The organism is Paenarthrobacter sp. Z7-10, assembly GCF_026932795.1.
In the GTDB taxonomy this organism is placed as follows: Bacteria; Actinomycetota; Actinomycetes; order Actinomycetales; family Micrococcaceae; genus Arthrobacter_M.
On record NZ_JADPVH010000010.1, the window covers coordinates 1 to 20,150 of the forward strand.

The following is a 20,150-nucleotide window of genomic DNA, read 5'->3' on the forward strand; positions in this document are numbered from 1 at the left end:
CGTTTCTTTGGATTGAAGGCTATTACAACACACGTCGCCGCCATTCAACGCTCGGCTATTTGACGCCAGCCGAAATTGAGTTAGGCTATAAATCTATTCACGAACTCGCGGCATAATCCCGAGTCCACAAAAACGGGAACACTCCACACCACCCCCACCCGGCACACCCCTGACCAACACAGGTCTGAGTGGGTCGCCACCCAGCACAGGTTTGACAGGATCACCGTCCGGCAAACTTGTCACCCAGCCTCCACCCAGCGCACGCTTCACGGAGCATCAGCCAGCAGGTCTGACACCGGGCGCCGGCCCGAACAGCATCGGGTCAGACTCAAAGGCCTTGCGGCGCTTTGCACACATCAGAGCCCTTCGCACCCGGGGAAGCAACCGAAAGCTCCTCAACCCAGACGCCAACCTAGCGCTCCGCTGTTAGGCATCGCAGCCGGTCTGGCTGACATCGTCTCCCGACCTGGGTGGCCAGACCTGGTTCTCGACGCCGATCGCCGACCTGCTCCCCACCTGGTTCTCGACACCGGTCGCCGACCTGCTCCCCACCTGGGCCGCCCACCTGGTTCTCGACGCCGGTCGCCGACCTGCTCCCCGCCTGGGCCGCGCACCTGGTTCTCGACGCCGGTCGCCGACCTGCTCCCCACCTGGTTCTCGCGCGGGGCCCCGAACTAGATGTCGACGCGGGTAGTCGGCTTCGGTTGTAAAGTGAGATTGTTGATCGCCATCCTGGTCGCCGAGCAAAAGCAAGGCGGCGCTGGCCGTGGCGATGTATATTGGCCCACGCAATCGCGTCGGTGCCTTACCGGGAGAGGAACCAAACGTGTTGCATTGCGACCGCGGCGCGGCAAAACCGGTGAAGGTCCTGGCGCTGCTGCTGGCTGATATTCCGTTGACAGCTGCAGTCGTGGCATGAGCGATGCCGCCTGCCTGGACAAGGCGAACCGTACCGAAGCCATCGACCTGCGGGATCTGCAGGACAGGGCTGATGTAACCGTATTAGTTCAGGCCTTTTACGCCCGCGCGTTTGCGGATCCGCTGCTGGGCCATATTTTCGTGGACGTGGCACGGATGGATCTGGAACAACATCTGCCCATCATTACCGACTTCTGGGAGACGGTCCTGTTCCGCGCGGGTCTGTACCACCGCAATGCCCTGCAGGTGCATGTGGCCCTCAACGCTTCGTTCCCTTTGGGTGAACAACACTTTGACCGTTGGCGCGAGCTGTGGGCATTGACCGTGAACTCTTCCTTCCGGGGCGAGAAGGCCGAGCTGGCCAAAGTGCAGGCTGACCGCATAGCTGGTTCGATCCAACGCCGGCTCGCGGGCCAGACCCCCAGCGAATTTACCTCGATCAGCCGGCGGGAACGTCCGCCGCTTTGATGTTGTGAATGCGCTCCAATATGGTCGCTTTCAGGTTGTCCGGAGCAGCTTCCTTGCAGGTCCGCTTGACGGCCGAACGAATAACGCATTCCAAGTCGTGCTCCTGGGCACACTCCGGACAGGTGTCCAGATGCTCCTTGATCTCCGCGAGGTCATCGCAGGACAAAGCTCCATCCAAATATTCGTAGATTCGCGAAATCCGCGAGTCTTCGCAGTCGCCCAGACTCTGGCAGTCGCTCATTTTTTGCTCTCCTGATTCTTGCTTCCTGTGCCGGCTCCGGCCAGTGTTGCCGTCTCCACCGCCGGGTCATTGGATGATGCCGCTGGACCGCCAAAACCACGTTCCTTGGCATAGTCTGCAAGCAGCTCACGCATCATTTTGCGGCCACGGTGCAGACGCGACATGACGGTGCCAATGGGGGTGTTCATGACGTCTGATATTTCCTTGTAGGCGTAGCCTTCTACATCCGCGAAGTAGACGGCCAGCCGGAATTCCTCGGGAATGGACTGCAGCGCGTCCTTTACATCCGAATCGGGGAGGTGGTCCAAGGCCTCCGTCTCCGCCGAACGTAATCCGCTGGAGGTGTGCGACTCTGACCGCGCCAGTTGCCAATCCTCCACTTGGTCTGAATTGGACTGCAGAGGCTCCCGCTGGCGTTTGCGGTAGAGATTGATGTAGGTATTGGTCAGTATCCGATAGAGCCAGGCCTTCAGATTCGTCCCGGGCCGGTACTGATGAAATGCCGAAAAGGCCTTTGTATAGGCCTCCTGCACCAGGTCCTCGGCATCGCTGGGATTCCTGGCCATCCGCATTGCAGCCGAATACAACTGGTCCACGTACTGCATCGCATCCCGTTCAAAACGGACGCGACGTTCCTCCGCTGACTCGGTCGAAACGTCAACAACCGCCTCGGGTGATGACTTCGGATCCGGATCCGGGGCTGACGTCCCGTTGCCCTTCCCGGTCTGCGGACCGGCGGAATCTCCGGTGGCCAAGCTGTCGGCGTGTTCGGTGGTATTCATCAGGGACCAGTCTACTGTTACCGGCCAGGTGCCGACGGCCGGAGGCCGTGTGGCAAGCAGGGTTTCCATGGAGTCCTTCCGAATTTGTTTTCCAGCTTCTTCAACCCGGCATTCGCAGCAGATATTCCGGAAGCAGACAAAGCAGTTGGAAAGCAAACTTGCCAAAATGTGGCTTCAGGACAAAGCTGGGAAAAACACCGCCGACGCAGGAGACGATGATGTCAAGTAATGCGCAACCGAACGGTAGCGTCCCCGAAGTTAAACTGAAGCGGCACCTGGGTCCGATAGGTATCCTCTTTGCCGCAATAGGTTCAATTATCGGTTCGGGGTGGTTGTTCGGGGCCTTCAACGCCTCCGTGATTGCTGGACCGGCCGCAATCTTCTCTTGGCTCATCGCAGGGTTCATGATCATGCTGATCGGCCTGTGCTATGCCGAATTGGGACCCATGTTCCCAATTTCCGGAGGAGTGGTCCGCTATCCGCACCTGGTGTGGGGATCCTTTGGCAGTTACTCGTTGGGGTTCATCACCTGGATCTCCTCGGCCGCCGTTCCCGCGATCGAGGTTGAGGGCGCCTTGACCTACGCCACCAAGTTTGCCCCCTTCACTCAAAAGAATGACGTTGGCGGCACGGTGGTGCATACCCTCACTCCGATCGGCATCGTCGTCGCCATCATTTTGATGGCCATCTTCGTCGTCATCAACTATTTCGGCGTAAAACTTTTCGCCCAAGTAAACAACGTGCTGGTCTGGTGGAAACTCGCCATCATCCTGTTGGTTATTGCGGTCTTCCTGATCACGGCCCTCGGCACCACCAGCATGGGCACCACGGACAACTTCACCTCGCATGGTTTCGCACCCGGCGGGGCGGCCGGTGTGTTTGTGGCTATTTCCACCGCCGGAATTACCTTCTCCTATCTGGGTTTCCGCCAAGGCATTGAACTTGCGGGTGAGACGACCAATCCCAAGCGGAACATCCCGATGGCCATTATCGGTTCCGTCCTGATCACCTCCGTCATCTACGCGCTGCTCCAGCTCGCGTTTACCCTTGGTGTTCCCGCCCGCATCCTGGGGAGTTCCGGCAGCTGGGCCAATCTGGTCTTCAACGACGATTTCGGTCCTCTGGCTGCACTGTCTTCACTCGCGGGGCTGACTTGGCTTGCCTACCTTCTATACGCTGATGCGATCATCTCGCCGGCCGATACCGGTCTGGTCTACACCACCATCGCCTCCCGGGTCTCGTACGCCATGGGCCGCAACGGCAACTCCCCCCGCTGGCTGGCCAAGAACAATAAGCAGGGTGTCCCGTACTGGTCCTTGGTGGTTACTTTCCTGGTCGGTATCGTGCTCCTGCTGCCGTTCCCCAGCTGGCAGCAACTGGTGGGCTTTATTACCAGCGCCACGGTGATCTCCTTTGGCTCCGGTCCGCTGGTACTTTCGGTTCTGCGGCGCACCATGCCGGAACTGCACCGCCCATTCAACCTGCCATTCGGGGATACCATTCCGATCCTGGCGTTCTACTGTGCCAATATGATCGTCTACTGGGGCGGCTGGGACACGAACAAAAAGCTGTTCATCACCATCCTCATTGGCTATCTGCTGCTGATCGTCTTCCAATTTGTTGGAGACCGGAAACTGAAGCCCTCGCTGGACTTCAAGGTTGGCGCCATCTGGGTGCTGCCGTGGTTCGTCCTGCTGGCCCTGGTGAGCTGGCTGATGGACCCCAAGACGCACCCGGATCTGTTTGGCTGGGCCTTCCTGGTCAACGCCGTCGTCAGCGTCGCCATCTTCTACCTCGCGGTGAAGGTGCACCTTCCGCTGGAGAAGATCCGCGAGTACATGCGCGATGCTGAAAACGAGTCGGAAGAAGAGGAACACCTGATGGGAACTGCCCTGTAGGGATCCGGATACCTTCCGGCCGGGCGGTCCTGCCCGGCCGGAGGGTATTCGCGCAAACCGCCGCCGTCAGTGTAAAACTAAGAGAACCACCCGCGGACCAGCCAGGAGGCCCCAATGTCTATCGTCCGAACGCTCGCCCGTCCCATGCTTGCCTCGTCCTTCATTTTGGCGGGGGTGGATCGGCTGCGCCACTCCGACCAGACCGTGAATCAGCTCTCCCCCGTGCTGGCCAAGGTCTCTCAGGCCCTGCCGTTCCAAGCGGATGAGAAGATGCTCGCCCGGGTCATGGGCGGCACACAGGTGGGTGCCGGACTGCTGCTCGCGATGGGCAAGTTTTCCCGCGTCGCAGGCCTGCTGCTGACCCTGACCTCGGCGCTCAACGCCGTCGTCGAATTCCGCTCGGCGAATGACAGCACCTCCGAAGACCGTTCACACCGCCGTAACCAGCTGCTGAAGAATCTTTCGCTCTCCGGCGGAGTGCTGCTGGTGGCTGTCGACACCGCCGGCAAGCCCGGCCTTGCGTGGCGCGCGGAGCACCTCGCGGCGGCCGGCAAGAAGAGCACCAAGAAGCAGTTCAAGCATGCCGACAAGGCCGTGCGGCGGATCGCCAATGATGTCACAGGTTCCTAGCACTCGATGAATGCTGGCGCCGTGGGAGAAAATCCCCTCCGTCCTTGGGCCGCTCCGTCGGCCTCCGCCCCTGTGAATGCCACGGTTGCCGTTCCCGGCTCCAAGTCGCTCACCAACAGGTATCTGATCCTGGCGGCGCTGGCCGACGGGCCATCCCGGCTTCGCGCGCCGCTGCACTCGCGCGATTCCGCCCTGATGATTGCCGCGCTGAGAGCGCTGGGTGCCGTCATTGAAGTGCTCGACGACGGCGACGGCGGCTTTGGTCCGGATCTTCGGGTCACGCCGCTGGCCGCCGGGGCCATGCTGCCGGCCGGCGCATCCGTCGATTGTGGTTTGGCCGGCACGGTTATGCGTTTCGTGCCGCCGGTGGCTGCTCTGACCTCCGGAAGCGTGGTCTTCGACGGCGATCCGCAGGCACGTTCCCGCCCGATGGGACCAGTGATCCACGGCCTCCGGTCGCTCGGCGTCCAGCTCGACGACGGCGATGCGGGGGGTCTGCCCTTCCGGATCCACGGCAAGGGTGCCGTCCGCGGCGGCCACCTGGTCATCGATGCTTCCGGCTCGTCACAGTTCGTTTCCGCCCTGCTGCTGGCCGGAGCACGGTTCACGGACGGGCTGCATCTGGAGCACGTTGGCAAGCCGGTGCCCAGCCTGGATCACATCCGGATGACCGTGAGCGTCCTGCGGGAGGTGGGTGTCGCCGTCGACGATTCCGTTCCGAACAATTGGGTTGTCCAGCCAGGAACGATCCGGGCCTTCGATGTCCAGGTGGAACCGGACCTGTCCAACGCCGGCCCTTTTCTTGCCGCTGCCTTGGCCGCCGGCGGAACCGTTCGAATTCCGCACTGGCCGGCGGCTACGCTGCAGGTCGGCGATCGCTGGCGCAGCATTTTCACGGAATTTGGCGCTGAGGTCAGCCTCAATGAAGGAACCTTGACCGTGACCGCGGGACCGGAGATTAAGGGCGTGGAGCTGGCCGATACCAGCGAGCTTGCGCCCACCGTAGCCGCATTATGCGCCTTGGCCACCGGACCATCCGTGCTCAGCGGGATTGGCCACCTGCGGGGGCATGAAACGGACCGGCTCGCGGCACTGGCGGCTGAGATCAATCGTCTGGGTGGCTCGGTGACGGAAACTGTGGATGGTTTGGCCATCACCCCCGCTCCCCTGCACGGCGGGCTGTTCCACAGTTACGCCGATCACCGGATGGCGACGGCAGGTGCGATCCTGGGCTTGGCCGTGCCGGGCGTGGAGGTCGAGGACATCGCGACCACCGGCAAAACGATGCCGGAATTCGTCCAGCTCTGGACAGACATGCTGGCGCCCCAGACTGCCGGCTCCTGACCATGGGAAGCAACACGCACAATTGGGAGGAATCGGATGTTCGAATCCGCCCCAACAAAAAAGGAAGCCGGCCCCGCACCAAGGACCGGCCCAGCCACGAGGACGCCGTTACCGGACGCATCATAACCGTGGACCGCGGCCGCTACACCGCAATCGTGGGCGAGGACACCGGACAGGAACGGCTGGTGGTTGCTGCCCGCGCCCGCGAGCTGCGCCGTAATCCCGTCGTGGCCGGCGACTTCGTTGCCCTGGTCGGGGACACCTCCGGCGAACCCGACTCGTTGGCGCGGCTGGTTCGGATCGAGGAACGGCGAACCGTCCTGCGGCGCAGCGCCGATGACACCGATCCGGTGGAGCGCGTGGTGGTGGCGAACGCCGATCAGTTGGTGATAGTGGTGGCCGCGGCCAATCCGGAGCCGCGGACCGGCTTCATCGACAGGGCGCTGGTGGCCGCCTACGACGCCGGCATCGCCGCACTGCTGCTGGTTACCAAGGCCGATGTCAAAGATCCGGCAGAGCTCCTGGCCAACTACACCCACCTGGATCTCACCGTGGTGGTGAGTCGAACCGCCACCAGCGCGGACTCCGGCATCGACGCGCGCAGCGATGACGGCCAGTCGGCGCTGTTGGCGGGCACCGCCGTCGCCGCCTTGTGGGAACACCTCAACGGCAAGGTCAGCGTGCTGGTGGGTCACTCCGGAGTAGGAAAATCGACCATGGTCAACGCCCTGACGGGGTCCAAACGAGCCACCGGCGGCGTCAATGCCGTCACCGGGCGTGGCCGGCACACATCGTCATCGGCGCTGGCGCTGCGGCTGGAAAACGGCTCGCCCGGCAGCTGGATTATCGACACTCCCGGCATCCGGTCCTTTGGGCTGGCCCATGTGGAACCGGACCGCATCCTGCTGGCGTTCCCGGATCTGCAGCCGGGTACCGACGCCTGTGAACGGGGCTGCAAGCACGACGACGACGCAGTAAACTGCGGACTGGACCCTTGGGTGGCGCAGGGCCACGCCGGAGACGCCGGGCCTGCGAGGCTTGCTTCGCTGCGCCGGTTGCTGCGCACCGGAAGCCGAACGGAGGGCCGGGCCGAGGCTAAGGAGCTGGGCACGAATGCCTAAGAGCAAGCTGGCGCAGTGACCGTTTCCGCTGCCCATCCGGCGCCCATTCGGGGCAGATGCGGGCTGGGCGGGTCAAAGGACGATAGCGTGAACGTATGAATCTTCCGCCGCAGAGCTACAACGACGACCTCCGCCTGGCCCATGTGTTGGCCGATTCGGTCGATTCGCATACCATGGCCCGCTTTCGCGCGCTGGACCTGCAGGTGGAAACCAAGCCGGACCTGACGCCGGTAACAGACGCGGACAAGGCAGCGGAGGAATCCATTCGCAGCCAGCTCTCGCGGGTTCGTCCGCGCGATTCGGTCCTGGGCGAGGAGTTCGGCAGCACCGGTCACGGATCGCGCCGCTGGATCATCGATCCGATCGACGGAACTAAGAACTTCATTCGTGGGGTCCCCGTTTGGGCCACGCTGATCGCCCTCGTGGACGAGGACAAGCCCGTCGTCGGCCTGGTCAGCGCACCGGCGCTGGGCAAGCGCTGGTGGGCCGCGAAAGGTACCGGCGCCTTCATGGGCAAGTCGCTGGCGGCGGCCACCAGGCTTAAAGTCTCCAATGTCTCACGGCTTTCGGATGCCTCGCTGTCCTACTCATCGCTGACCGGCTGGCGCGAGCGTGGAAACCTGGACGAGTTCGTCTCCCTGACGGACCGGGTGTGGCGCAGCCGGGCCTATGGCGACTTTTGGTCCTACGCCCTGGTCGCCGAAGGGGCGGTCGATATCGCCTGCGAGCCGGAGCTGAACCTGTACGACATGGCTGCCCTGGTGCCGATCGTGCTTGAGGCTGGTGGCCGGTTCACCTCTCTGGAAGGAGCCGATGGGCCCTTCGGTGGTAACGCGCTGGCCACCAACGGCATCCTGCATTCGGAGGTCCTGCGCGCGCTCAACCCGGACCACGACGACCTGCTCTGAGACGCACCACGCCCGCACGGCCGTCATACGGCAGCGTCATACTCGCCTTGGCCGCCGGAATGCCTTAGCGTATGGGGATAGGTCACGAGTGCCAGTGCTAAGCCCCGGTTTGCTGGCCGGCAACCCTCCTTCGCGGTGGGGTGCCCCGGGTGACGACCTGGCCGGGGCACAAATGTCCCGGCAAGCGCGGAACCCGGCAACACCGGGGTCCCTCCCTTGCGAGGTCCAATGAGTACTTTAACGACTGCCCTGCCCACCCGTCCTCAAGGCCCGGACCAGGCAGATGCCGGCGCATTCGCCGACAGCACCCCCGGTGCCTTTCCACTGCTGGAGGTGGCCGGAGCGCAGCTGCACGCTCCCTTGGTGAAGGGCGGCAGCGTCCGTTATGCCAACCTGGATTATGCCGCCTCCACCCCCGCCGCTCAAACTGTTGCTGATTACCTGACCCAGATCCTGCCGTACTACGCCAGCGTTCACCGCGGTGCCGGTTTCACCTCGCAGGTCAGCACCTCAGTCTACGAAAATGCCCGAACGACCGTGCGCAATTTCGTTGGCGGCCGCCCCGACGACGCGGTGATTTTTACCCGTAACACCACCGATTCGCTGAACCTGCTGGCCGGCTGCCTGAGCGGACACGCCGGCGACGTGGTTTACCTCGATATCGAACACCACGCCAACCTGCTCCCCTGGCAGCGCCTGCCGCACCGCAGCGTCGTCGCCCGCGATTCGCTGGCCGAAACGCTGCGGGTGTTGGAGGCGGAACTCAGCCACGGAAACGTCACCCTGCTGGCAGTCTCCGGCGCCTCCAATATCACAGGCGAGATCCTGCCGGTCAAAGAGCTTGCCGCGCTGGCGCACCGGTATGGCGCCCGGATCGTGGTGGATGCGGCCCAGCTTGCTCCGCACCGCAGAATAAACATCGCCGCCGACGACATTGATTACCTCGCGTTTTCGGGGCACAAGCTCTATGCACCCTTCGGGACCGGCGTTTTAGTGGGGCGTGTTGATTGGCTCGACGCGGGAGAGCCGCATTTGGCCGGCGGCGGGGCGGTGAGGGAGGCACGGCTGGAAACGGTCAGCTGGGCCTCCTCTCCGGCCAGGCACGAGGCCGGCTCCCCGAATGTGCTCGGTGCCGCCACGCTGGCGAGGGCCACAGAAGTTTTGGCCGGACTGGACCACGCGCAATGGCGGTCCCATGAGGAAGCGCTTCGCCGCTGCTTGGTCGCCGGGCTGGAGCGGCTGCACGGCGTGAAGGTGCACCGGCTCTTTACCGATGCACAGGACTTCCCGTCCAGCGGATCCATCGGTGTGGTGAATTTCTCCGTGGCCGGCTACGACGCCGGCCTCGCGGCGGCCTACCTCTCGGCCGAGCACGGAGTTGGCGTGCGGGACGGAAAATTCTGCGCCCACCCGCTGCTGCGGCGGCTCGGCCTGCCCTCCGGGTCGCTGCGCGCAAGCTTCGGCATCGGCTCCAGGCTGGAGGACGCGCAGCGTCTGATCGAGGGCGTCGCGACACTGCTGGAGTCCGGGTTGGGCTGCGACTACATCGTGGATTCCGGCCGCTGGGTACCGGCCGTGGACCAACGCGAGTACCCCGAATGGTCACCCAACACGCCGGGGACCGCAGGCGCTGCTCCCTGCAGCCAGGACTGAGCATCGCCGCCGGACGGTACTGTAGAACCGCAGGTTTTGGCGGAACTTCAAGGAGCGGCATGGCAGCGACCCGGGACGGGCCCAATCTCGACGAACGGCGCCGCCGGGAGCTGGCGGGAAGCTTCCAGGATGGCGGCGGGCACTACGATCGCGTGCGGCCAGGCTATCCCTCGTCGTCGCTGCAGTGGCTGCTCGCCGGCGGCGGCCGAAGCATCCAGGCGGTGCTGGACGTGGGTGCCGGAACGGGAAAGTACACGGACCTTTTACTGCGGGCCGGCCTGGATGTCGTGGCCCTTGATCCCTCCCGCGACATGCTCGCCCAGCTCGCACGGCGGCATCCGAGGGTGCGGACCATTCATGGTGCGGCCGAGGAGATCGCCCTGCCGGACGCCAACATGGACGCAGCCGTGGTTGCACAGGCTTGGCACTGGTGTGACCCGCTGCAGGCCAGCGCGGAGATCTCGCGCGTGCTCCGGCCGGGAGGAACCTTGGGTCTGATTTGGAACCAGTTGGATGTCAGCGTGCCATGGGTCCATCGGCTGTCGAGGATCATGCACGCCGGCGACGTCCACAGACCCGGCTTCCGGCCGCTGGTGGGCCCCGAATTTTCGTCCCTAGCGGCGCAGGTGACACAGTGGGAGCAGCCGCTGACTCCGGCTGATCTGCTGGAGCTGGCCCAATCGCGCAGTTATTACCTTGCCGCCGGGGTGGTGGACCGCAACCGGGTCCTTGGCAACCTGCGTTGGTACCTGCACGAGCATCTGGGACACGCCGTCGACGATGTCCTGCAGCTGCCATACCTCACGCATACATGGCGGGCGGACAAGCACGTCTGAGCTGTTATCTTGGCGCATACCTGCTTTCCGCGCTAAGGTTTAGGTATACCTAAACTTCAGGCTTAGACATACCTAGATAACCGGGGCAATGCGAAGGGGCGGCCGTGCTGGAGGTAACGACCCATAAGCCGGTTCCGCCGAGGGCCGCCGGCAAGGCCAGGAATCTGCTGCTGCTGATGGGGCCGGCCTTTGTTGCCGCCATCGCCTATGTCGATCCGGGAAACGTCGCCGCGAATCTAACCTCGGGCGCGAAATACGGCTACATGTTGGTGTGGGTGCTCGTCGCCGCCAATGCCATGGCCATGCTGATTCAGTACCAATCCGCCAAACTCGGTGTGGTGACGGGGAAATCCCTGCCGGAACTTCTCGGCGCCAGGTTGCGCACCGGTAATCGCCGCGCCTACTGGCTGCAGGCGGAAGTCGTTGCCATTGCCACCGATTTGGCCGAGGTAGTCGGCGGGGCCATCGCGCTGAATCTGCTTTTCGGTCTGCCGCTGCCGCTGGCGGGCCTGATCGTTGGAGTTATTTCCACCCTCATGCTGACCGTGCAAAACCGGCGAAGCCAGCGCACCTTTGAGTCGCTGATCATGGCCCTGCTGTTGATCATCACGGTGGGATTCCTGGCCGGATTAGTGGTCAGCCCACCTGATCCTGCCGGAGTGCTGGGAGGCCTCGTGCCCCGGTTCCAGGGCGCCGGAAGCATCCTCCTCAGCGCCAGCATGCTGGGGGCAACGGTAATGCCGCATGCCATCTACCTGCACTCCGCGCTCTCCCGGGACCGGCACCCGCACGCACGGCGGTCGGCGGCGACCCTGGACTCGGTGGTCAAGGCAACGCGCTGGGATGTGGTGGGGGCTCTGATGCTGGCAGGCATAGTCAACATCGGCATGCTGCTGCTGGCGGCGTCCACCCTCGGCGGAGTACCTGGCACGGGCAGCATCGAAGGCGCACACGCGGCTATCGCGGCGAATCTCGGACCCGTGATCGGCGTCATTTTTGCCATCGGACTGCTCGCCTCAGGGCTGGCGTCCACCTCAGTGGGCTGTTATGCCGGAGCCACCATCATGGCGGGGCTGCTGAAGATCAAGCTTCCGCTGCTCACCCGGCGGGTGGTCAGTCTGATTCCCGCGCTGGCCCTGCTGACCTTCGGCGTGGACCCCACCTGGGCGCTGGTGATCAGCCAGGTGGTCCTGAGTTTCGGCATCCCATTCGCCCTGATTCCGCTGCTGCGTCTGACCGGAAGCCGGGAGGTGATGGGTAAGTACCGGGACGGTCCACTCCTGCGGATTGCCGCCGTCGCCAGCGTGTGCCTCGTGGTCGCGCTGAACCTCGTGCTGCTGGCCTTGACCTTTTCGGGACGGAGTTAGGCTCGGCGCGACTCCCGGTCCGCGGCTTAGGCTCGGCGGGACGCACGCTCCGTGACTCAAGCTGGCAGGTCGGACTTGCCCGACATTCCTGTCCCGATCGCAGGGCCGGTACTGTGGAAGCTGTGAAGCCTGCCGCCACCTCCTCGAGTATCGAGGACTACGTGAAAGTGATTTATGCCTTCACCGAGTGGCAGGACAAACCCATCAGCTCCTCGGAACTGGCCAGTCGGCTGGGGATTGCAAACTCCTCCGTTTCAGAAATGGTCCGAAAGCTGAAGGATCAGGGCTTGGTCACCCACCGACCTTATGGCGCCATCCGGCTGACGCCCGGCGGGCTGACTCTGGCCCTTTCGATGGTACGGCGCCACCGGCTGCTGGAAACCTATTTGGTACAGGAACTCGGCTACAGCTGGGACGAAGTCCATGATGAGGCCGAGCTGCTGGAACACGCGGTGTCCGACACCTTCATTGAGCGGATGTCGGCCAAGCTCGGCCATCCCACCAGGGATCCCCACGGAGACCCGATACCCGGCGCCGATGGTGCCGTCCTGGTGCCGACGGCGCACCGTCTGAACGAGCTGGATGCCGGACATGCGGGACGGCTCGTGCGGATCAGCGACGATAATCCCGAACTGCTGCGCTACCTGAGCCGGGAGGGCATCGGCCTCGATTCCTGGCTTAGCGTTGCCGGCCGCAGGCCGTTCGGCGGGGCATTGGTGGTCCGGATAGGCCAAGCGGAACGGGACCGCGAGATCGACCTCGCGGACGAAGTTACGGCCTCGCTGTGGCTACGTACAGAGGGAACCCACCCGGGCTGCACCCTGTCGGAGTAGGGCCGCACCGGATTACGCGGCGCACCAGATTACGCGGCGCACCAGATTAGGGAGCGCGCCAGAATAGGGACCGCGCCAGAATAGGGACCGCGCCACAATGGGGACCGCGCCACAATGGGGACACCCCGCACCAGGCCATCACTGCGCAGGGCGGGTGGTATTGCTGATCCCGATGGCGGAAATCGCGGCACCGGCAAAGAGCAGCACGGCCGTCACTATGGCGGCGCGGTGCAGCCCCGCAGTATCCAGCGTGCCACCCACTACAACACCCGCGAACGCAATGCTCACCAGCCCGGCGATGCGTGCCACCGCATTGTTGATGGCTGATCCCATGCCCGCCCGCGCTGGTGCCACCGAGCCCAGGATCGCCGAGGTCAGCGGCGCCACAGTGATGGAAAGTCCCAAACCGAAAACCAGGATGCCGGGCAATACCGTTAACCAGTAATTGATTGGATGCCCTACGCTCAACAGCAGCAGAAAACCCACTCCGGCGACGGCGGGCCCGACCGTCATGAACAGCCGCGGACCCCGCCTTCCCGCCAGCGCGCCAAACCGGGAGGACAACGCCAGCAGCGCCATGGTGGCCGGCAGCAGGGCGATCCCGGCCAGGGTGGCCGGCAGGCCTGCGACTTGTTGGAGATAGATGGTGAGCACGAAAAAACCCAACGACAATGCGCCGTAAATCATCAGCGTGGCCACGTTTCCGGCGGAGAAATTCCGCACCCCGAACAGCTCCAACGGCATCATCGGCGAAGCAGACCGGCGCTCATGGACCACAAACGCCACGAGCGCCGCGGGTCCGAGCAGCAGCGGGATCAGCACCACCGGACTGCGCCAGCCGAAGGAACCCTGCTCAATCAGGGCGAACACGGATCCTCCCAGCCCGACGACGGCAAGCACCGTTCCCAGGATGTCGACGCGTACGCCCGGGTCCCGCGGAGCATCGGTATGACGCAGGGCAGCCAGCAGCGGCATCGAGATCAGCACCGGGATCAAGTTGACGAAGAATACGAAGCGCCACGACAGCAGGTCCACGGCCGCTCCGCCCACCAGTGGTGCCACAATAGTGGAGGCCCCGGTCCACGCCGTCCAACGGCCAATCGCCTTCGCCTGTGCGTGCCCGGAGAATTCGCTGATAATCAGGGCCAGGGAGCTTGGAACGAGCAGTGCTCCCGCTGCCCCTTGCAGGCCCCGTCCCAGGATGAGCATGACGTTATTGACCGCGAAGCCGCAGAGCACGGACATGGCAGCGAATCCGATCAGCCCCCATTGCAGGATGCGGACCCGGCCAAAGAGGTCCGACAAAGAACCTGCTACGAGAATCAGTGCACCGAGGGTGAGCAAATAGGCATCGACCACCCACTGCTGGGACAAGATCCCGCCGCCGAAGTCCCGTTGGATGGCTGGCAGCGCCAGATTGACCACACTGCCGTCCAGGATAGCGACGAAGGAGGCCAAAATGGTCACCATCAATACCCTGCGCTGATGCGCTGCCAGCCCGGGTGCATCCAACGACATAGCTACACCATAGTCTGCGCCCCGGTTCCCGTGTCGTCGTCGTCGCCGCGCCCGTCACCGTCACCGTCACCCGACTGTGCCTCCGGGTCTTCCTCGGGCTCAAAGGTCGTCGGTTCGGGACCGGCACCCAGGCCCACACCGCGTTGTCCCGCGGGAACGCTGCCGCCGGGTGCCTCGCCGTCGTCGGGATCCTTGTTGTTCGCCTCAGTGCTCACGTCGTCCTCCTCGCCTCGCCGGCCCGACCGAGAGACGACCGACCGGTAGGTCAACTGTAGTTCCCGCTCCAGCACAAAGGAAAGCCTGCTTAGGATGGAGATCAGGGCCCTCCGCTCGCCGACTGGCCCAGCCGGGGCGGAACCTGAATGATCCAGGAGGTCAGGGATGGGAACTGTGGAGCTGATCCTGATTCGGCACGGCGAAAGCGAGGGCAACGTCGCCGCATCCGCCGCGCAGGCTGCAGGCGCCGAGACGATCGACATTGACCTCCGGGACGCGGACGTCCCGCTCAGTGCCACCGGCCGGCGGCAGGCGCAGGCTCTCGCTCCATGGTTGGCCGGCCTCGCCGAAACGCAGCGCCCCACCTCGGCCTGGTCCTCCCCCTACCTGCGGGCACGTCAGACGGCAGAGGCAGCCAAGTTCGGGCAGCCGAATGCGCTGCGGGTGGATGAACGGCTGCGCGACCGCGAACTGGGCATTCTCGACCTGCTGACCGCCGTGGGAGTCCAGGCCCGCTATCCGGCCGAGGCGCAGCGGAGGCAGTGGTTGGGAAAGTTCTACTACCGGCCCCCGGGTGGGGAATCCTGGGCCGATGTCGTCCTTCGCGTCCGGTCGCTGCTGGCAGATCTGGACCGGCGGGACGACGGCGGTCGGGTGGCGTTGGTATGCCACGACGCGGTGATTCTGCTCTTGCGCTACGTCTGCGAGGACCTGAGTGAGGAAAACCTGCTTGCCCTCGCCGCCTCGACAGCTGTGCTCAATGGCTCCATCACCCGGCTGGTCCGCCCGTCCGGCCGGGGCCTGTGGCAGCTTGCATCCTTCAACCAGGTGGATCATTTGGAAGAGACAGGAACCCCCGTGACCCAGCATGCCGGTGATACAGATGCCCTCCCGCACTGAGGTCACGCCCACGTTGCTGCGTGGTTGGCAATTGTCCAAGGAGGCCCAGGGCAAGGACGTCCGGGGCACCGTCCTGGTGATCGGTGGAGCCAGTAAAACACCGGGTGCGGCTATCCTCAGTGGTCTGGCCGCGCTCCGGGCGGGCGCCGGGCGGCTCGTGCTGGCGCTGGACGAAACCGTGGCGGTCGCGGCGGCCATCGCCGTGCCCGAGAGCGCCGTCGTCGGACTGCCGGCCGGAGCGGACCAGGGCCGGCAGATCGCCGCTGTGCTTGCCCGGAACTGGCCGCGGCTGACGTCGTCGTCGTCGGACCCGGTCTGGATGACGCCCGGCAAACTACGGAACTGCAGCGGTGCGTCGGCGCCCTGGCCGGACCCGCAACGCGGCTGGTCCTGGACGCCTATGCCCTCGGTGTGCTGCGCGGGCTCGGTGAAGTTTACGAACCGTGGGCCGGTCGACTGGTGCTGACGCCGAACCGTGCCGAGGCCGCGCGCTTACTGGATTCCGAAGGAGTTCCCATGCCGCAGGCTGTTCCGGCGATCGCGGAAAAATACCGGGCGGTGGTAACCGGACAAGGCATCATTGCCAGCCCCGAGGGGGACGTGTGGACGGTAGCAGCCGGGAACCCGGGACTGGGGACCTCCGGCAGCGGCGACGTGCTGGCCGGTGCGGTGGGAGGCTTCCTGGCCCGCGAACTGCTTGATGCGATGCCGCAGGTTCTTTCCGAACTGACCTTCTGACAGTGCTGGCTTGGGGCAGGCGAAAAGTACTTGCAATGCTGCCAAAACGGCGTAGCTTTCACAGTGAGACTTGAAGAGCCTCGATGGACAGCGGCCCGTCCGGCCACACCCTTAGGGAGCACACCATGCCTGACAAATCACCTCACCGGCATCTGAACAAAAAACCGGTAAAAACGATCAAGGAAAAACGCGCTGAAAAGCGCTCCACCGGGGCCGCCGACGCCACGACCGACGCCGTCGCCCATATCAAGAAGCGCTAGGGTTCGAGCCGCTTCACCAACGCACACCTGCTGGTCCAGCTGCGGCGATACCGGGCGGCCAGCTGGAGCTGTCAGCTGTCTTGGAGCACGCTCAGAACGTTGCCCGCCGGGTCCTTGAACCAGGCGATAAGAGGGCCGCCGCCGCGGAAAATTCCCTTTTCGTCCATTTTGCCGACCATTTGCGGGTAACGCTCGAACTGCACGCCCCGCTCGCCCAAACCGTCCACGGCCGTTCCGATATCGCGCACCGGAAAATTCAGCACGGTGTAGGACGCCGTAGCGTGGCCCGGGGATGACTAGACCAGGACGTCCGCACCACCGGCCAGATGCAGCCGCAGCATGCCGTTCTCCTCGGTTACGTTCAACCCCAGCGTTTCAGCGTAAAACGTCCGCGCTGCAGCTATGTCATTGACGGAAAAGCCGCTGAAAGCCTTTGTATCACCCAGCATGACTCCTACTTTCACCGCGCCAGAGAACTAATGGCATAACTCTAACCGTCTGAGGGCTGCTGGGAGCGGCGGATCCGGCCCCGGGGCCGCCGGCCACCCCGAGCCGCGGCCTCTCCAAACGGAGGGAGCTGAGGGCGGCCTGGCGCGGGTCGCTCAGGCGCGGTGCAGGCACGAGCGGCCTGGCGCGGGTCGCTCAGGCGCGGTGCAGGCACGAGCGGCCTGGCGTGGGTCGCTCAGGCCGGGCGCAGGCACGAGCGGGTCGATTAGAGTTAACTACGATGATCAGCAGACGAGATGCAGCCCTTTCCCTTGATATTCCGCTTGAAATGGCTCAGCGACATGGCATACCCCTGCGGCTGACCGAAACCGAACTTGCCGACATCGAGGCCAATCCGCCGGCATGGCTGGTCCAATCACGGGCAAACCGCACCGGCAAGAGACCAATCTGGACCCAATTGCGGTGCTACATCTGCGACTACTCCGAAGCCGCACGGCCAAAGAAATGGTGGCCCGCATTCGACTACGTGATCTGCGCACAGCACAATCCGGATGAGCTGCCGTCACCGGCCGCGGGCTGCAGCCGCCGCGAATACGAGGGAATCGGCACCCGTTTTGTTGGCATTACGGAGCAGCCAGCCCGGCCGCCCCAAGGCTGACCCGGAGCTGGCCGCGAACGCGCGCAGCGGCCGCCTGCTGTGCCACCACACCGGCCAACCACCATCCCCCGCCACCACACCGGCCAACCACATTCGCTGTGCACCACTTTGGACGGCGAAAAACATGGTTTCCGTGGCGTGTTTACCCGCTACACGCACCTCAGGTCTTCGAAGTGTTGCAGGAGCATACTTTCCCTCGGCGCCAAGGTCTGGACAGGCGATGATTACGGATCTATCTTGAATTCATCAGTTGATGAATTACTTTTTTACAGGAGGTGCGCCGATGTCCCATCTCGCCGTTCCTGGGTCCGGGACTCCCCCGCCGGAGCTGGACGTGGGTGTCGACGTCCGCGCACTGAGCGTGCGGCGCGGGAAGGTCTCGGTGCTTCAGGAGCTGACCTTCGCCATTCCAACCGGACAAATCACGGGCCTGCTGGGACCCTCCGGAAGCGGTAAGACGACCCTGATGCGGGCCATCGTCGGGGTCCAAATCATCACTTCCGGGTCGGTCACCGTGCTGGGCCGAAGGGCCGGCGACCCTGCACTGCGGCACGAGGTCGGTTACGTCACCCAGTCACCGAGCGTCTACCAGGACCTCAGTGTCGAGGATAACGTACGTTACTTTGCAGCTATGCACGGCCGGGGCAGGGAGGCAGTTCGGACGGCGCTGGAGATCGTGGGGCTTTCCGAACTGGCCAAGCGACGAGCCGCCGACCTCTCTGGCGGCCAATTCAGCCGGGTATCGCTTGCCTGTGCCTTGGTTGGCAGGCCCAAACTGCTCATACTGGATGAGCCAACAGTTGGTCTGGACCCGGTATTGCGCGCAGACCTGTGGGACCGTTTCGCTTCCTTGGCCGCCGAGGGCACAACGCTGATCATTTCCAGCCATGTGATGGAGGAAGCGAGCCACTGCGATACTCTGTTGCTGCTGCGTGAGTCGCGGCTTTTGGCTCAGCTGACACCCGAAGAGCTACGCCGGCGCGGTGCCACGGACGACCTCGAACTGGCCTTCCTGCGGTTGATTCAGGCGGGCCCTGCGGCGGTCCTGGACGGTGCGGCGTGAATCCGGCGATGCTGGGCGCGACGACGACCCGCGTGCTGCGCCAGCTCCGCGGGGATCCACGAAGCATCGCCCTTATCCTGGTGGTCCCGGCGGTGCTGTTGGCCTTCATCTATTACCTGTTCGAAAACGAGACGCTTCCCCCCGGAGCCCCGCGTACCTTCGACCGGGTGGGTCTGATGATGCTCGCCATCTTCCCATTCGTGGTCATGTTCCTGGTAACGTCCATCACCATGCTCCGGGAGCGAACCTCCGGCACGCTGGAACGCCTGCTTACCACACCCATTCACAAAGCGGACCTGCTCTTCGGCTACGCTCTTGCCTTCTCCATCATGGCTGCCCTTCAATCGCTGGTAGCCACCGGTGTGGCCTACTGGATTTTTGGCCTGAACATCAATGGCAATCCAGCGCTGGTTGTGCTGGTGGCCGTGATCAACTCCGTGCTGGGCGTGGCCCTGGGACTGCTGTGCTCGGCCTTTGCGCGCACTGAGTTCCAGGCAGTTCAGTTCATGCCCGTGGTGGTCATTCCGCAGATCCTATTGTGCGGTCTCTTCGTGGCCAGGGACCAGATGAACGCGGTGCTGGAATCGCTGTCCAATATCCTGCCGTTGAGCTACTCGGTGGACGCCCTGCAGGAAATAGCGCGCAGCGCCAGTCCCACCGCTGCCATACTCTCCGACGTGGTTGTCATGGCAGGCTTCGTCGTGGTGGTGTTGGCGCTGGCATCCCCGACGCTGCGGCGCCGCACCCCGTGAAGCCGGACCTGCCGCGGCGTGGCCGCCGCAATGGTCCTGACAACAGCCGCGAGCTGATTCTCTCCAGCGCCAGAGAGCTGTTCTCGGAGCTGGGATACGACGCCACCAGCCTGCGCCGGATTGCCCGCGAGGCAGGCGTCGATGCGGCCATGGTGCATCACTACTTTCGGGATAAGGACGAACTTTTCGCCGCCTGCATCGAATTGCCGGCGGATCCACGCAGAGTCCTTGCCAGTGTCGTCTCCACCGCTCCAGCCGAGCGCGGAGAGGCCATTTTGCGAACTCTGCTGCAGCTGTGGGATTCCCCGGTGCAGCCTGCATTGCTTGCCTTGGTCCGCAGCGCCATAAGCTCAAAATCTCAGGCCGCCTTGCTGCGGGAGGTGCTGACGCGCCGAATTGTCATCCTGGCCGTGTCGGACCTCCCGGGCGACGCCGGGACGACCCGGCTGCGCGGGGCACTGCTGGTAAGCCAGCTCATCGGTTTGATGGTCAGCCGCTACATCCTGAAACTGGAACCGCTTGCATCGGCTGGCCACGATGAAGTGGTGGCGCTGGTGGCGCCGACCCTGCAGCATTATCTGACCGGACCATTGATCTAG

At 64.0% G+C, this 20,150-nt stretch carries 24 protein-coding genes, 1 pseudogene and 1 riboswitch; of the genes and pseudogenes, 18 read left to right on the forward strand and 7 right to left on the reverse strand.

Annotation, left to right across the window (positions count from 1 at the left end; translation table 11 throughout):
• Positions 1-915 precede the first annotated feature (915 nt).
• Entirely contained in the window at positions 916-1,386 is a 471-nt protein-coding gene (locus IV498_RS04600; RefSeq protein ID WP_269045391.1) for a group III truncated hemoglobin, read from the forward strand.
• Here the strand turns inward: IV498_RS04600 and rsrA are convergent.
• From rsrA to IV498_RS04615, 3 genes are read right to left on the reverse strand one after another with little or no spacing between them, the layout of a single operon-like run.
• Complete coding sequence (rsrA, locus tag IV498_RS04605; RefSeq protein ID WP_269045392.1) at positions 1,358-1,627, reverse strand: mycothiol system anti-sigma-R factor; 270 nt, start codon at positions 1,625-1,627, stop codon at positions 1,358-1,360. The two genes, IV498_RS04600 and rsrA, sit on opposite strands and share 29 nt — an antisense overlap.
• The gene (locus IV498_RS04610) at positions 1,624-2,478 is read right to left on the reverse strand and encodes a sigma-70 family RNA polymerase sigma factor (RefSeq protein WP_269045393.1); all 855 of its coding nucleotides are present in this window, start codon (positions 2,476-2,478) and stop codon (positions 1,624-1,626) included. Before IV498_RS04610 ends, rsrA begins: the two co-directional genes overlap by 4 nt.
• Positions 2,479-2,509: 31 nt before the next feature.
• On the reverse strand, positions 2,510-2,821 hold the full coding sequence (locus IV498_RS04615) for a hypothetical protein (RefSeq protein WP_269045469.1): 312 nt from the start codon (positions 2,819-2,821) through the stop codon (positions 2,510-2,512).
• Here IV498_RS04615 and IV498_RS04620 point away from each other — a divergent pair.
• The 9 genes from IV498_RS04620 to IV498_RS04660 all read left to right on the forward strand — a co-directional run bounded on the left by IV498_RS04620 (position 2,742) and on the right by IV498_RS04660 (position 12,999).
• The gene (locus IV498_RS04620) at positions 2,742-4,307 is read left to right on the forward strand and encodes an APC family permease (protein ID WP_269045459.1); all 1,566 of its coding nucleotides are present in this window, start codon (positions 2,742-2,744) and stop codon (positions 4,305-4,307) included. The two genes, IV498_RS04615 and IV498_RS04620, sit on opposite strands and share 80 nt — an antisense overlap.
• A 114-nt stretch (positions 4,308-4,421) precedes the next feature.
• Positions 4,422-4,937, forward strand: a complete 516-nt coding sequence (locus IV498_RS04625) for a DoxX family protein (RefSeq protein WP_269045394.1) — start codon at positions 4,422-4,424, stop codon at positions 4,935-4,937.
• 6 nt (positions 4,938-4,943) lie between these two features.
• Entirely contained in the window at positions 4,944-6,281 is a 1,338-nt protein-coding gene (gene aroA / locus IV498_RS04630; protein ID WP_442951280.1) for a 3-phosphoshikimate 1-carboxyvinyltransferase, read from the forward strand.
• A gap of 2 nt (positions 6,282-6,283) precedes the next feature.
• Positions 6,284-7,402, forward strand: coding sequence for a ribosome small subunit-dependent GTPase A (gene rsgA / locus IV498_RS04635; protein ID WP_269045396.1), 1,119 nt, complete (start codon positions 6,284-6,286; stop codon positions 7,400-7,402).
• Positions 7,403-7,497: 95 nt separating this feature from the next.
• Positions 7,498-8,310, forward strand: coding sequence for a histidinol-phosphatase (gene hisN / locus IV498_RS04640; protein WP_269045397.1), 813 nt, complete (start codon positions 7,498-7,500; stop codon positions 8,308-8,310).
• Positions 8,311-8,390: 80 nt separating this feature from the next.
• Positions 8,391-8,503: riboswitch (SAM riboswitch) on the forward strand.
• Positions 8,504-8,538: 35 nt separating this feature from the next.
• Positions 8,539-9,963, forward strand: coding sequence for an aminotransferase class V-fold PLP-dependent enzyme (locus IV498_RS04645; protein WP_269045398.1), 1,425 nt, complete (start codon positions 8,539-8,541; stop codon positions 9,961-9,963).
• Between the two features lie 59 nt (positions 9,964-10,022).
• Entirely contained in the window at positions 10,023-10,799 is a 777-nt protein-coding gene (locus tag IV498_RS04650) for a class I SAM-dependent methyltransferase (protein ID WP_269045399.1), read from the forward strand.
• Between the two features lie 104 nt (positions 10,800-10,903).
• Positions 10,904-12,166 (forward strand): Nramp family divalent metal transporter, encoded by a 1,263-nt coding sequence (locus IV498_RS04655; protein WP_442951281.1) that lies wholly within the window; start codon positions 10,904-10,906, stop codon positions 12,164-12,166.
• 122 nt (positions 12,167-12,288) lie between these two features.
• The gene (locus IV498_RS04660) at positions 12,289-12,999 is read left to right on the forward strand and encodes a metal-dependent transcriptional regulator (RefSeq protein ID WP_269045461.1); all 711 of its coding nucleotides are present in this window, start codon (positions 12,289-12,291) and stop codon (positions 12,997-12,999) included.
• A gap of 138 nt (positions 13,000-13,137) precedes the next feature.
• Here the strand turns inward: IV498_RS04660 and IV498_RS04665 are convergent, their stop codons facing one another.
• Both IV498_RS04665 and IV498_RS04670 read right to left on the reverse strand, forming a co-directional pair.
• A complete protein-coding gene (locus tag IV498_RS04665; protein ID WP_269045400.1) occupies positions 13,138-14,517 on the reverse strand; it encodes an MFS transporter in 1,380 nt (459 codons plus the stop codon).
• A gap of 2 nt (positions 14,518-14,519) precedes the next feature.
• A complete protein-coding gene (locus IV498_RS04670) occupies positions 14,520-14,732 on the reverse strand; it encodes a hypothetical protein (RefSeq protein WP_269045401.1) in 213 nt (70 codons plus the stop codon).
• A 166-nt stretch (positions 14,733-14,898) separates the two neighbouring features.
• Here IV498_RS04670 and IV498_RS04675 point away from each other — a divergent pair, with 166 nt between their 5' ends.
• The 4 genes and pseudogenes from IV498_RS04675 to IV498_RS04685 all read left to right on the forward strand — a co-directional run bounded on the left by IV498_RS04675 (position 14,899) and on the right by IV498_RS04685 (position 16,631).
• Entirely contained in the window at positions 14,899-15,633 is a 735-nt protein-coding gene (locus tag IV498_RS04675) for a histidine phosphatase family protein (RefSeq protein WP_269045402.1), read from the forward strand.
• Positions 15,617-15,814: pseudogene (locus tag IV498_RS18815) on the forward strand (NAD(P)H-hydrate dehydratase); the annotation flags it as partial. The gene IV498_RS04675 and the pseudogene IV498_RS18815, both read left to right, overlap by 17 nt.
• 134 nt (positions 15,815-15,948) lie before the next feature.
• Positions 15,949-16,371 carry an NAD(P)H-hydrate dehydratase gene (locus IV498_RS18820; RefSeq protein WP_330059160.1) on the forward strand — a complete coding sequence of 141 codons (423 nt, stop codon included), beginning with the start codon at positions 15,949-15,951 and terminating at the stop codon, positions 16,369-16,371.
• An 83-nt stretch (positions 16,372-16,454) separates the two neighbouring features.
• Complete coding sequence (locus IV498_RS04685) at positions 16,455-16,631, forward strand: hypothetical protein (protein WP_269045470.1); 177 nt, start codon at positions 16,455-16,457, stop codon at positions 16,629-16,631.
• A 71-nt stretch (positions 16,632-16,702) separates the two neighbouring features.
• Here IV498_RS04685 and IV498_RS18825 read toward each other — a convergent pair whose 3' ends face one another.
• Both IV498_RS18825 and IV498_RS18830 read right to left on the reverse strand, forming a co-directional pair.
• Positions 16,703-16,894 carry a VOC family protein gene (locus IV498_RS18825; RefSeq protein ID WP_330059158.1) on the reverse strand — a complete coding sequence of 64 codons (192 nt, stop codon included), beginning with the start codon at positions 16,892-16,894 and terminating at the stop codon, positions 16,703-16,705.
• A 33-nt stretch (positions 16,895-16,927) separates the two neighbouring features.
• Positions 16,928-17,080, reverse strand: a complete 153-nt coding sequence (locus tag IV498_RS18830) for a hypothetical protein (protein ID WP_330059159.1) — start codon at positions 17,078-17,080, stop codon at positions 16,928-16,930.
• A gap of 278 nt (positions 17,081-17,358) precedes the next feature.
• Between IV498_RS18830 and IV498_RS04695 the strand changes: the two genes are divergently transcribed.
• The 4 genes from IV498_RS04695 (at position 17,359) to IV498_RS04710 (ending at position 20,150) form a co-directional block, all read left to right on the forward strand.
• Positions 17,359-17,736 (forward strand): hypothetical protein, encoded by a 378-nt coding sequence (locus tag IV498_RS04695; RefSeq protein WP_269045403.1) that lies wholly within the window; start codon positions 17,359-17,361, stop codon positions 17,734-17,736.
• A gap of 283 nt (positions 17,737-18,019) precedes the next feature.
• On the forward strand, positions 18,020-18,799 hold the full coding sequence (locus tag IV498_RS04700; protein ID WP_269045404.1) for an ABC transporter ATP-binding protein: 780 nt from the start codon (positions 18,020-18,022) through the stop codon (positions 18,797-18,799).
• An 8-nt stretch (positions 18,800-18,807) separates the two neighbouring features.
• Entirely contained in the window at positions 18,808-19,551 is a 744-nt protein-coding gene (locus IV498_RS04705) for an ABC transporter permease (protein WP_269045462.1), read from the forward strand.
• The gene (locus IV498_RS04710; protein WP_269045405.1) at positions 19,548-20,150 is read left to right on the forward strand and encodes a TetR/AcrR family transcriptional regulator; all 603 of its coding nucleotides are present in this window, start codon (positions 19,548-19,550) and stop codon (positions 20,148-20,150) included. Before IV498_RS04705 ends, IV498_RS04710 begins: the two co-directional genes overlap by 4 nt.